Origin of the sequence: Aeromonas sp. 95A, from assembly GCF_051919235.1 — a bacterium.
GTDB lineage: Bacteria > Pseudomonadota > Gammaproteobacteria > Enterobacterales > Aeromonadaceae > Aeromonas > Aeromonas veronii.
Map to the genome: position 1 here is coordinate 236,938 of NZ_JBQBFC010000001.1, position 11,636 is coordinate 248,573.

The 11,636-nt window shown below is 54.5% G+C and carries 10 protein-coding genes, 3 tRNA genes and 1 pseudogene; 5 read left to right on the forward strand and 9 right to left on the reverse strand.

The window, feature by feature from the left end:
• The first annotated feature begins 12 nt into the window (after positions 1–12).
• The 3 genes and pseudogenes from ACTG2U_RS01030 (at position 13) to ACTG2U_RS01040 (ending at position 2,987) form a co-directional block, all read left to right on the forward strand.
• Positions 13–1,323 (forward strand): hypothetical protein, encoded by a 1,311-nt coding sequence (locus tag ACTG2U_RS01030; RefSeq protein WP_439973896.1) that lies wholly within the window; start codon positions 13–15, stop codon positions 1,321–1,323.
• Positions 1,324–1,441: 118 nt separating this feature from the next.
• Complete coding sequence (locus ACTG2U_RS01035; RefSeq protein WP_439973897.1) at positions 1,442–2,656, forward strand: hypothetical protein; 1,215 nt, start codon at positions 1,442–1,444, stop codon at positions 2,654–2,656.
• A gap of 239 nt (positions 2,657–2,895) precedes the next feature.
• A pseudogene (locus ACTG2U_RS01040) lies at positions 2,896–2,987 on the forward strand.
• Between the two features lie 293 nt (positions 2,988–3,280).
• On the opposite strand, the gene ACTG2U_RS01045 reads toward ACTG2U_RS01040, so the two are convergent.
• The 8 genes from ACTG2U_RS01045 to ACTG2U_RS01080 form a co-directional block, all read right to left on the reverse strand.
• A complete protein-coding gene (locus ACTG2U_RS01045; protein ID WP_335812692.1) occupies positions 3,281–4,003 on the reverse strand; it encodes an AcvB/VirJ family lysyl-phosphatidylglycerol hydrolase in 723 nt (240 codons plus the stop codon).
• A gap of 11 nt (positions 4,004–4,014) precedes the next feature.
• Positions 4,015–6,564, reverse strand: coding sequence for a bifunctional lysylphosphatidylglycerol flippase/synthetase MprF (gene mprF, locus ACTG2U_RS01050; RefSeq protein WP_439973898.1), 2,550 nt, complete (start codon positions 6,562–6,564; stop codon positions 4,015–4,017).
• Between the two features lie 152 nt (positions 6,565–6,716).
• Entirely contained in the window at positions 6,717–6,899 is a 183-nt protein-coding gene (locus ACTG2U_RS01055; protein ID WP_076494658.1) for a hypothetical protein, read from the reverse strand.
• 54 nt (positions 6,900–6,953) lie between these two features.
• Positions 6,954–8,279, reverse strand: a complete 1,326-nt coding sequence (rstB, locus tag ACTG2U_RS01060; protein ID WP_439973899.1) for a two-component system sensor histidine kinase RstB — start codon at positions 8,277–8,279, stop codon at positions 6,954–6,956.
• A gap of 21 nt (positions 8,280–8,300) precedes the next feature.
• Positions 8,301–9,011, reverse strand: coding sequence for a two-component system response regulator RstA (gene rstA / locus ACTG2U_RS01065; RefSeq protein WP_160880946.1), 711 nt, complete (start codon positions 9,009–9,011; stop codon positions 8,301–8,303).
• A gap of 308 nt (positions 9,012–9,319) precedes the next feature.
• Positions 9,320–9,395 (reverse strand) — tRNA-His (locus ACTG2U_RS01070).
• 52 nt (positions 9,396–9,447) lie between these two features.
• A tRNA-Arg gene (locus tag ACTG2U_RS01075) sits at positions 9,448–9,524 on the reverse strand.
• A gap of 37 nt (positions 9,525–9,561) precedes the next feature.
• Positions 9,562–9,638 (reverse strand) — tRNA-Pro (locus ACTG2U_RS01080).
• A 213-nt stretch (positions 9,639–9,851) separates the two neighbouring features.
• On the opposite strand from ACTG2U_RS01080, the gene folD reads away from it, so the two are divergent.
• On the forward strand, positions 9,852–10,706 hold the full coding sequence (folD, locus tag ACTG2U_RS01085; RefSeq protein WP_005337113.1) for a bifunctional methylenetetrahydrofolate dehydrogenase/methenyltetrahydrofolate cyclohydrolase FolD: 855 nt from the start codon (positions 9,852–9,854) through the stop codon (positions 10,704–10,706).
• Positions 10,707–10,823: 117 nt separating this feature from the next.
• On the opposite strand, the gene cspD is transcribed toward folD, so the two are convergent.
• A complete protein-coding gene (gene cspD, locus ACTG2U_RS01090) occupies positions 10,824–11,042 on the reverse strand; it encodes a cold shock-like protein CspD (RefSeq protein ID WP_005300025.1) in 219 nt (72 codons plus the stop codon).
• 229 nt (positions 11,043–11,271) lie between these two features.
• On the opposite strand from cspD, the gene clpS reads away from it, so the two are divergent.
• A complete protein-coding gene (gene clpS / locus ACTG2U_RS01095) occupies positions 11,272–11,589 on the forward strand; it encodes an ATP-dependent Clp protease adapter ClpS (RefSeq protein WP_005337111.1) in 318 nt (105 codons plus the stop codon).
• Positions 11,590–11,636 lie beyond the last annotated feature (47 nt).

An 11,636-nucleotide genomic window follows, 5' to 3' on the forward strand; every position in this document is an offset into this window, starting at 1 on the left:
TGAGGAGGCTCGGTGGATTTCTTAAACAATAGAGAGATAGCTATTGCGTTATGGGGGGTAGCTATCGCTATTTATATTTTCTCGTCCAGAAAGATGAGGGATGTTAGGAAATCTTTTAGAAGCTTACTTTCCGGGAAAATGATTTTAGTCCTGATACTGATGACCATCTACATGGGAGTGGTCGTCTATTTGATGTTTGAGGCTGACCTATGGAACAGCGGACAAATAAAAAACACCATATTTTGGGCTGTAGCTGTTGGCTTCATGTCATTCTTTAAGCTGGAGTCAATCAAAAAAGATAAAAGCTTTTTCAAACACTCAGTCATTGATAACCTAAAAATTCTCGCAATCATCCAGTTTTTCGTTAGTGTCTATGCTTTCCCATTGTGGGTCGAACTACTATTAGTTCCTACATTGGCACTTACAGGTCGAATATCTGCCATTGCAGAGACAGACGAAAAATACAATCAAGTAAAGAAACTTTTTGATGGGCTAATGATATTTTTTGGCATAACGGTGATTGCATATACCGTCTACATGCTTATAACTAACTTTAACGAATTTAGCCAAGAAAGTACTGTATATGATTTTATCGTACCGCCGCTGCTAACCCTATTTTATCTTCCTTTTATTTTTATGATGATGGTTTACTCGGCATACGAGCAAGCGTTCGTTAGGCTAATTTTCGCGATAAAAGAAAATAAACTCAGGCTTACCGCGAAGATATATGCAATTATATTTTTTAATTTCCGCTTAGCTCTGCTTGAGCGCTGGCTGAACCACATATCTAGAGAGAAAATTACTTCGCATAAACAGCTAATCCACTCATTTAAGCATATCCGCAAGGTGACAAAACTCGAAAATAGCGTAAATGAAGTACCCTTTGAAGAAGGGTGGTCACCATACATCGCAAAAGATTTCCTCTCTAACGAAGGCCTTGCAACCGGACATTACAACAAGCGATTCGACAATGAATGGCATGCTTCATCCCCAATGGTGGAGCTTGGAAGCGAAATTATTCCTGACAACATTGCTTATTATGTTGAGGGAATAGAAGGCATAGCAAAAATCTTAAAAATCAAACTCAACATTAACGATTCAAGCAGATCCCACTCTTCAATAGAAATACTCTTAGCACTCGCCGAAACGCTGATTCAAAAAAGCTTAAACATGAATATCACCGAATCCACAAAAAATGCTTTGCTCGCCGGAAAACCGAACTGCGAGAGCTATGGCAGCAAGTCCGTATCTGTTGCTATAGATTTCTGGCACGGACACAAATTTAATGGGCATGACATAAAGCTTATCGTTTCCGGCATTTAACAATGCGCTCAAATCGCTCACTTCGTTCGCTCGGACCGGCTAAAACCGGCCCCTTAGCTTAATCGTTACATAGGCTGCCGTGCAAAGCCGCGTCTCAGAACTGATTATGAGAAAAACAATGACGTTTAAAAGAAGAATTCGGAAAGGGAAAGCAACAACCTCAAAAGACGACCTTGAAGACCGTCTTATTAATGTCCTCCAGAAATCCACAAAAACAAAGGAACCTCCCCCATCATGCGCTACAAAATATAGCACCATAGCAGCTAATTGTTCACAAGTAGCTATGCTAGCGATTGTCATATGGGGGTATTTTTATACTGTATTGCCCGTATTTCAAAAAGAGAAGCTCACTGAAGATTTAGCACGCTTGGAAATTGAAAGGTCGAGTTGGCAAGAAAAACTGGACAGCTATGCTCGAGATATTGAAGAGAGCAAAATTAACTTATCAAAGCTGGCTACAGAGAGCAAAGGACTAGAAGACAGATTAAACAGCATTAAATACGAAAAGGAACAAGCAGAGAAAGCACTAGAGATCTTGGCAAATAAAGAGCAAACCTCTAGAGAGCAACTTGCAGACACTGCCAAGGCGTTGCGTGAGGCTGAGAATCAACTTTATGAGCAGCAGCGACTCACCTTGCTAGGAAAAACCCCTATACCTATAGAGTCAATCTTTCTTATTAATAAAAGTCGCGACACATTTAATATTTTTGGGCGTGACGCACAGCAAGCAGTAGCAGAAAAACTACATGATACATTCGTTCAGCCCATTACATTTGTAGATAAAAAACTTGAAGAACTAACAACTCAAGCAAATTCAGCCTCAAGTAAAATATATAGAAATGTCCAGCTACGGCTTATAGAAGAATATAGAAAAGGCATCCAAAGCAGCGCTCCGATGTTGCAGTGTCCAGAACCTAATTTTGAATCCTGGCAAGCTGAGTTTAGTCGCGCGCTTGCACTAGGCGATTCAATGGTTGATGGGTGCGTTGACTATCACTTCAAGGCTAGAGAGAAAAAAGAGGGTTGGTCATCACGTGAAGTGGCGGAACTTAAGAACTCTGACTTTTGGGAAAAACAGAGGAAAATCTTTGCCCATAGCTGCTCAATAACAATCGACTATAAAGTTAGCGAGCTGTACCGTGAACGCTGGACGCACATAAGCGACCCATGCGAGGAGAGGTTGCATAAAATGAGCTCAATTGCCCTAGAGGATGGAGCTGCATTGAACCTAACTCCTTTTAGAGATACCGCACCACCAACTGAATCCCATATCAAGGCTCAGATTCAAGCCACCATTGATGGCTGGTACAAATCACCAGATCAGCGTATGTAACAATTGGTTCAAACCGTTCGCTGCGCTCACTGGGACGGGCTAAAGCCCGCCCCTTAACCAAACGTTACCGCAAAGCAGGAGTTCGCGAGGACGTGAATCGATTCGCCATTCAGAGGAAACGATAACATGATTCCGATAGTCAGAAATCATGTGCATGTGCTTGACATTTCAGAATTTCTCTTTATAAAAGATGTAAAAATCTCATGGCAATAGCTTGAGTCAATCGCGCTGCTTTTATGAACGATGTTGGTATCGTAAGTCATTGAATGTAAAGGTTATATTTGTGCTGTGATATACAAAAGTGAGGGTTCGAATCCCTCCCTCACCGCCAACTTGCAAAGCCCTGATGGAAACATCAGGGCTTTTGTTTTATGGCGCAATCCCGAGCAGTTGTCAGCATAGGACTGCAAATCCTCATTGTTGATTGCCCAGCATCTGGCTGAACCGCTTGGGCAATCGTAGTGAAAAGCCTCGGTGACTTTGACGCCACGGCCAACCTATTGGTCGATCCTTTTTAAAGTTTCCGCCCAATTCAGTACAAGGGCCTCTCGCAAGAGAGGCCCTTTTCATTGCTCGCTGATTTGCCCTGATCGGTACTTGAAAGGCATTCCGTGGTGATACCGATTAATGCTCCACAGTCAGCGGATCCGGGGGCAGGTTCAGAAGCTTGGTGATGGCCTGATAGAGCTGGGGGTAGTTATCGTCAAAATGGTGTCCTCCCGGCAGAGTGACGGTGGTGACGTTGGGCTGGTTGAGACGGGGGCAGAGGCGGTCGCCGTCATCGTCATCGGCTCCTTGCAGGCAGAGCATCGGCAGGTCACGGATGGTCTTCACCTGCGGTTCGGTCGGGTAGCTGCGGGCCTTGTGGGTCAGCATGTCGCTGACGTGGATCTCGAAATCCGAGCTGGTAGAGGGGGAGAGCATCACGGCCCCGACCAGTCCCTGACGATAGTGCTCCGGCAACCGGTTGATGACGAAGGGGGCAATCTCTGCACCAAACGAGAAACCGACCAGCAGCCAGCGGGGGCGCTGCCAGCGGGCTTGATAATCGTCGAGGATCCGCTCCAGATCGGCGGTCACCTGCTCCGGGGTTTTCTTCTTCCAGTAGTAGGTGAGGGAGCTCCAGCCCACGACCGGTATGCCGTGCAGCTGAAACTGGGCGCTCAACCCCTTGTCGAGGGCTGCCCAGCCGCCATCGCCGCTGAGAAAGATCACCATGGGGGCGTCGGATGGCTGCTTGACCGGCAGCTCAATCAGGCTCAGGTCATCCTTGACCGGGGCGGCGTGCGCCGCAAAAGACGAAACGGGCAGTACGAGACTGAGTAACAGCAATATCAGGGCTCTCATTGGCCATGCTCCTATTTCTTGATCAGCCCCAGCGGGCCGCGGCTAATCAGGGTGATCAGGTGAGTCAGGGTTCTGGGCAGTACCAGCTTGCTGCTGCAGAGCAGGTAGCGGGGTTCCCAGCGGGGCGAAAATTTCTCCTTGTAGCGTCTGAGCCCCTGGAAGTTGTAAAAGCGGCTGCCACGGACGAACAAGGTATTGCCAAGGCGGGCCCAGTAGCTGCCGAGCGGGTGATCGTTGAAGCCGGACATGGGGGCCATCCCCAGATTGAAGCTGGCGTACCCTTGCGCCTTGCCCCACAACAGCAGCTCGACAAAGAGAAAATCCATGATGGGAGCTGTGCCGGTATCTAGGCTGTAGCGCATCAGATCGATGGAGAGCGTCTCCTTGTTTTCGCTCACCCAGAGGTTGGCAAAGCCGACGATCTGCCCCTCGTGCCACACCAGCGCAGCCGGGCTCAAGGTCAGGTAGTCAGGCTCGAAGCGGCCGACCGAGAAGCCCTTCTCCTTGCCCATCTTGCTCTGCAGCCAGGTATCGGAGACGGTCTGCAATCTGGGCAGCAGGGGGGCCACGGCACTTGCCTCGACCACCTCGAAGGTCAACCCTTCCCGTTTGCCCTTGGCGTGGCTCTGGCGCAGGTTGCGCAGCCGGCTGCCCGCCAGATCGAAGGTGGCCAGATCGACCATCGCCTCTTCACCAAGCTTGAAGGGGATCAGCCCCAGCTCCAGATAGAGTGGAAGATAGCGGGCCGAGACCTGATAAAAGACCGGATTGGCGTCGTGCTCGTCGCACCGCTCGCGAAATTGCCAGAGCAGCTCTTCGATCTGCTCGGGGCGACCGACCGGATCCCCCATCACAATCCAGCTGTTGCCCTCGATGCCATACATCAGGAAGGCGTCGCCGGCGGAGTGGAACAGCAGGGACTTGTCCTGCAACTGGGCCAGATAGCCGTGGATCCCCCCTTCGCGTACCACCAGCTCGTGGGCGCGCGCCAGCGTCTCTTTGTCCGGCTTTTCACCGACTACGCGCAGCGGCGCAAGCAGCTGGGCAACCCCGGCCACGGCCAGCACGGCCACCACGCTCCCCATGGCGCGCAGGCCGCGGGCAGCCCCGCCGTGGGGCGAGAAGTGGAACCAGAGGGCGTGGTCATACTCCACCTGACGGTAGGAGAAGAGCAGCAGCCACAGCGCCCCCAGCAGCACGGCGCCGACCGAGATGAGCCAGCCCGGGGTGTACTGGGGATAGAGCAGCGACCCCTTGCGATAGAAGAGGGAGCGGCAGGGGGTCATGATGAGCAGGATGCTGCCGAGCAGCAGGGCAGACTCCCAGTCACCGCCCTTGAGCAGGGAGAAGGCGATACCCAGAGCCAGCAGCAGCTGGGTGATGCGAAACGCGGCGTCGTGACGGCGATAGAGGCTGCGCGCCAGCAGGATCAGGAGGATACCACTCACGCTGCCGAGCACGTGGGAGAGCTCCAGCAGATGGAGCGGTAACACCTGCAGCCACACTTCGATGTGGCTGCGCATGGTCGGGATCATCCCCGAGCAGAGCAGCAGGCTGCCGGCGGCGAAGGTTCCCATGCTGATGAGGGCTGGTAGAAATTCGCGCACCACGCTCATCAGCCCCTGTAGCCGTTGCCAGCGTGCTTTTTGTTGCAGCATCTCCTGACTCGCAAAGAGCAGCAGGGCACAGAGAAAGGGAAGCAGGTAATAGATGCAGCGATAGAGCAGCAGCGAGGCGAGCAGCTTGTCGGTTGGCAGGTAGTTAGCTAACAACAGGCTCATGCTCGCTTCGAACACCCCAATCCCGCCCGGCACGTGGGCCAGTACCCCGAGGAAGCTGGCCAGCACGAAGGCACTGAGCAGCACAGGGTAGGGGACGCTATCTGCAGGCAACAGCACAAACAGCACGGCGGCGGCGGCCATCCAGTCGGCCAGCGCGACCAACAGCTGCAACAGACGAACCTTGAAGCCGGGCAGGATCAGGCTGTGTTCGCGCCAGGAGAGACGGTGTGTGGGCCAGCAGAGGTAGCAGGCCACCAACAGCAGAGCCATGACGCCCGCCAGCCTGAGCAGGGTATCTGCCCATTGCGGCCAGTCAGGCAGCAACTGTGATACATCGCAGGTCAGTAGGGCGCCACCTCCCCACGCCAGCAGGCCGAGGAAAAAGGTGATGGAGCAGAACAGCACCACGCGGGCTACCTCACCGGTCGCCAGACCGAGGGCTGAGTAGAGCCGATAGCGTACCGAGGTGCCGGTCAGCAGGGCAAATCCCAGGGTGTTGGAGAAGGTGTAGGCGATAAAGGAGGTGATGCTGACCTGTTGCCAGGGAAGGCGCTTGCCCAGCGCATGGAGCGCCAGCATGTCATAGCTGCAGAGGCAACCATAACTGAGCAGGGTCAGCAACAGGGCGCCCGCCAGTCGCGGCAGGGGTTGGGACCAGATGGCCACACGAATATCGTGCCAGTGCCATGCCTGAGTCAGGTGATACAGCACGGTCAGTGCGGTGCCGAGCAGCAGCAAGCTACACAAGGGGCCGAGCCATTTAAGCAGATGACGCCACATGCCATGTTCCTGTGGTCATTGACCGTTTCCCGCAAAGGGGGAGCCGGGTCGTGGATCCGGTTGGACGAGGGAGGCGCTCGTCAGGAAAATTTCGGGAAGAGATGGAAAGGGAGGCGTCAGCCTCCCTCTGTGTTATCCAGTGACCGGTTGGATCACTTGGTTTTCGGTGCGACTTTGACGGCAGGGGTCTTGGCGTGGGTGGTTTTATGGTGTTTTTTCACCACCTTGGTCTGGGTCGCCTGCGGCGTGGCTGTCTTGGTCGGAGTGGCCGCCATGGTGAAACCGGAAGTGAGGGCGAAGACGGCAGCCAAGGTCAGGGGAATGATCTTTTTCATGTTCAATTTCCTTATTCGGGTTGATGTTATGGAGCGTTCTCCATGACAGTCATCCTATGACGGTTGCAGCGGCCCTTCAGTGAGCGGTTGGTGACGGTTTGTATCCAAATGTACAGGCAGGGTGAGGCAGAAGCGGGCGCCGTGGTCACTGGCAAGCAGCGCCACATCCCCCCCGTGATGACGGGCAATGCTGCGCACGATGGCCAGCCCCAACCCGGTGCCGCCGGTGCGACGATCCCGGCTCTGATCAAGGCGTACGAACGGCTCGAAGATCTGGGGCGCCAGCGCGGGATCGATCCCCGGCCCATCATCGCTAACCTCCAGCAGATAGTTCTCCTGCAGCCGCGAGATGGAGAGGGTAACCTCGCTCTCGGCGTAGCGCAGGGCATTGCCGATCAGGTTCTCTACCGCGCGCGTCAGCAGACGCTGATCGCCGCACCAGGGCATGTGACGTGGCGGCAGATCGAGGGTGAGCTTCTTTTTGGGGGCCAGCGCTTGCCAGTCGCCGAGATGCGCTTGTGCCCAGTGGCTGAGCTCAAGCTCGTCCTGTTGCAACGGCAACTCGGGTCTATCCAGCTTGGCGTAGGTGAGCATCTCTTCGATCAGAGCGTCCAGCGCTCCCAGATCTCGCTCCAGCGCCTGCTGCTCCTGCTCGGCAGGGGCAGGATCGAGCATGGCAAGCCGATAGCGCAACCGGACCAGCGGGGTGCGCAACTCGTGGGCGATGGCATCGGTCAGCTGCTTGCGGCTGGCAATCATGGCCTGCAATTGGGTCGCCATTTGATCGAAGGTGCGTCCCACCCGGGCCAGACTGCTGCCCGGTGGCAGATTGGTTCGGCAGGAGAGATCCCCATCACCTACGCGACGTGCGGTTTGCTCCAACTGTTGCAAGCCGCGCCAGTGGGGACGCAACCACAGAAGGATGGGCAGGCCGAGAGAGAGGCCGATCACCAGCAGCAGCCCCACATCGACCCAGTGCAGCTCGTGCAGGTAGGAGAGGTAGGGTACAGGGCCGACAATCAGCACCCGATCGGTATCGGGGATGCGCTGCAGGAAGGTGTCATCCTCCTCGACGATGACAATGTTGCCGGCGGCCAGAAAGGCTTGATCCTCGCTGGTCAGGGGCTGGCGCACCAGCTCGCCGATCTTGAGGGGGAGGGTAAACTGACTGCTCTGCTCGGCCAGCCGATCGGGCCAGCGCTCTGGCGGGGTTCTTGCCAACTCGCCGGTCAACAGGCCAAGAGAGCCCTGCATCATGCGTTCGAGATAGCGATCACTCGCCCGTTCGGCGGTCACCTGATAGACCACACCAACCAGCAGGATGGCGAGGGTGAAGCAGCCGATCAGTAACAGATAGAACTGGATAAAGAGGCGGCGCATGGCGGTGCTCCCGAAAGAGGGTTATTCCCAGGCGTGGGGGACGAAGAGGTAGCCTTTCTGGCGCACCGTCTTGATCCGGGTCGGGTTGTCAGGGTTATCACCCAGTTTTCGGCGCAGGCGGGAGATGGCCACATCCATGCTGCGATCCTGGCCGTCGTACTCCCGGCCGCGCAAGCTGCGAAAGAGGGCTTCCCGACTCAAGATTTGGCCCGCGTGACAGGCGAGCTCCCACAGCAGATCAAAGTCAGCGGTCGAGAGGGCAACGCTCTCGCCATTGAGCCGCACATCTCGCCCCGGGCCATCCACCCGCAGCCGACCAAATTGCAGTTGCTGTGGAACGCTGCTGGTGGCTGCCGGTTGGGTTGATGCTTGCTGGTGCTGGCGAAACTGCACCCGCAACCGGGCCAGCAGCACCGGCGGTGGCGTCGTTTTGAGAATGTAGTCGTTGGCGCCCAGCTCCAGACTCAGGATCTGGTTCATGTCGCTGTCCAGCGAGGTGAGCATTACGATGGGGCCGTCGAAGCGCGGCCGCAGATCCCGACAGAGGGACATGCCATCTTGCCCCGGCAACATGATATCGAGCAGCACCAGATCGGGCTGTTCGGCCTCGACCCGGGCCAGTGCCATGTCCCCTCTGGGCTCGAGGGTCACGTCCATATCGTGGCGACCGAGCCAACTGCTGATGAGCTGGCCAATCTCGGGATCATCTTCGACAAAAAGAATGCGTTGCATAGAAAAGCTCCAACGGAAAGCAGGAGAGAGGAAGAGCGATCAGCATATCAATGGCGCTTGGGAAATACAGAAAAAGAACCGAGCAGACTGATGTGCGGGGGAGTGTGGCTGTGTATCGACGGGGAGCGCGAATCGTGACAAATGGGCAGAGCCGCGTTTATCGAGCTGGAGGATGCCTTGCCGACAAGGCATGGCGCTGTCGAGTGCAAAACAAAAAACCGGCCTTGGCCGGTTTTTCGCGGAGCAGACCAGAAGGTCACTGCACCAAGTCGATGGACATCACCTTGCGGCGATTATCGACAGAATAATGGGGTGGCTGATGGGGCTCGAACCCACGACAACCGGAATCACAATCCGGGACTCTACCAACTGAGCTACAGCCACCACTGAAATTTTCATCAACGCTCGCCAATCCAGAAGGATTGGGGAACATCAATGGCGCGCCCTGCAGGATTCGAACCTGCGACCCACGGCTTAGAAGGCCGTTGCTCTATCCAACTGAGCTAAGGGCGCTTTGTATCAACACGTCTTAAGGACGAATCGATGAACATGGTCGGTGATAAAGGATTCGAACCTTTGACCCTCTGGTCCCAAACCAGATGCGCTACCGGACTGCGCTAATCACCGAAAATCCCTGACCAGCATATCGACATGAGTCGTACTGGGCAACGGGCGGGCATCATAGCCAAGCGTAAGGGCCAGCGTCAACGACTTTTTCCCCCAGTAAATTCAAGTGCCTACTTATTGCCCGCTACAGGTCTGGCGTGCGTCTGCCGCTAACATCCCGGCTAAAAAAATGCGACAATGCGCGGCAGTTGAACACATGGTGAGTGGAGAACGATGTCTGCCAAAATCATAGATGGAAAACAGGTTGCGCAAACGATTCGCAGCCAGGTCGCGGCGCAAGTCCAACAGCGGTTGGCGGCAGGGAAACGGGCTCCAGGGCTGGCAGTCATTCTGGTGGGGGCGGATCCCGCCTCTCAGGTCTATGTCGGCAGCAAACGCCGGGCGTGCGAGGAGGTGGGTTTTCTCTCCCGCTCCTATGACCTGAGTGCCACTGCCAGTCAGGAAGAGCTGCTGGCGCTGATTGATCAGCTGAATGCGGATAGCCACGTAGATGGCATTCTGGTTCAGCTGCCGTTGCCGGATCACTTTGATACCACTCAGGTGCTGGAGCGGATCCAGCCTGACAAGGATGTAGATGGATTTCACCCGTATAACGTCGGCCGTCTGGCCCAACGTATTCCGGCGCTGCGCCCCTGCACTCCGAAAGGGATCATGACGCTGATCGAGACCACCGGTGTCAAAACCCATGGTTTGCACGCCGTTGTGGTCGGTGCTTCCAACATCGTCGGGCGTCCCATGACCCTCGAATTGTTGCTGGCGGGCTGCACGACCACGACCTGTCACCGTTTTACCCGGGATCTGGAAGAGCAGGTACGCCGTGCCGATCTGCTGGTTGTTGCGGTCGGCAAGCCCAACTTCATCCCTGGGGAGTGGATCAAACCGGGGGCACTGGTGATCGATGTGGGCATCAACCGCCTGGCTGATGGCTCGCTGGTCGGGGATGTAGAGTTTGAGACGGCGCGCAGCCATGCCTCCTTCATTACTCCGGTACCCGGTGGTGTGGGCCCGATGACGGTCGCCAGCCTGATGGAAAATACCCTGATCGCCTGCAGTGAATATCACGACTGATCATGGCTGGTGATAACCCTGTGATCCCGTGAGGAGGCAGGATTCGCCAGAAATCTGACAATAAAAAACCGGTTGCTCAGAGAGGAACCGGTTTTTTATTTATCCAACGGGTGTTATTTACATATTTTGTGCTTCGTTTGGCACAATCACAGAGGCGTGATTTCCTTTCGGCCCCTGTTGCAGTTCAAAATTGACAGCCTGACCCGCTTTCAGGGTCTTGTAGCCCTCCATTTGAATCGTGGAGTAGTGAGCGAAGATATCCTCACCGCCGCCTTCCGGACAGATAAACCCAAATCCTTTTGCGTTGTTAAACCACTTAACTGTGCCGGTTGCCATACTTCTACATCCTTTTATTGATTACCCAGAAGTCGTTGAGTAACCTGCGCCAGCCCTTTATAACTAGGGACATGGGCCCATAGCAGACGGGCACAGATTAGCAAGTAACCAATCTAGTCTAACTTTTGAGCGAGTCAAGAAGTTGTTAACAGCTGATGTGATCTGGTTAACAAGTCTATTGACAACCTTGTGTTAGACGGTAGTAATCTAGAGGTACCAAAGCGCGATTATGAGCAAGCAGAAAGAACTCTTTGCTAATGAAGAGATTGCAGAAGCAGAGAAAACAAAGCTGCAGCCGCCACCCATGTATAAGGTTGTGTTGAACAACGATGACTACACGCCCATGGAGTTTGTGGTGGAGGTGCTGCAAAAGTTCTTTGGTATGGATTTGGACAAGGCGACTCAGGTCATGCTGAGTGTGCATTATAGTGGTAAGGGTGTCTGCGGCATGTTTACCGCAGAGATCGCCGAAACCAAGGTTGTCCAGGTCAACACCTATGCACGTAACAACGAACATCCACTGCTCTGTACTATGGAAAAGGCTTGAATCTGATGACGTGATGGCGAGTGTGACACCACATTGTAGCTGTACTA

Bases quoted from the DNA above. Each gene is read 5' to 3' on its own strand.
- ACTG2U_RS01035 (WP_439973897.1), top strand. From the start codon at position 1,442: ATGACGTTTAAAAGAAGAATTCGGAAAGGGAAAGCAACAACCTCAAAA.
- ACTG2U_RS01045 (WP_335812692.1), bottom strand. From the start codon at position 4,003: ATGAGAGCCCTGATATTGCTGTTACTCAGTCTCGTACTGCCCGTTTCG.
- mprF (WP_439973898.1), bottom strand. From the start codon at position 6,564: ATGTGGCGTCATCTGCTTAAATGGCTCGGCCCCTTGTGTAGCTTGCTG.
- ACTG2U_RS01055 (WP_076494658.1), bottom strand. From the start codon at position 6,899: ATGAAAAAGATCATTCCCCTGACCTTGGCTGCCGTCTTCGCCCTCACT.
- rstB (WP_439973899.1), bottom strand. From the start codon at position 8,279: ATGCGCCGCCTCTTTATCCAGTTCTATCTGTTACTGATCGGCTGCTTC.
- rstA (WP_160880946.1), bottom strand. From the start codon at position 9,011: ATGCAACGCATTCTTTTTGTCGAAGATGATCCCGAGATTGGCCAGCTC.
- folD (WP_005337113.1), top strand. From the start codon at position 9,852: ATGTCTGCCAAAATCATAGATGGAAAACAGGTTGCGCAAACGATTCGC.
- cspD (WP_005300025.1), bottom strand. From the start codon at position 11,042: ATGGCAACCGGCACAGTTAAGTGGTTTAACAACGCAAAAGGATTTGGG.
- clpS (WP_005337111.1), top strand. From the start codon at position 11,272: ATGAGCAAGCAGAAAGAACTCTTTGCTAATGAAGAGATTGCAGAAGCA.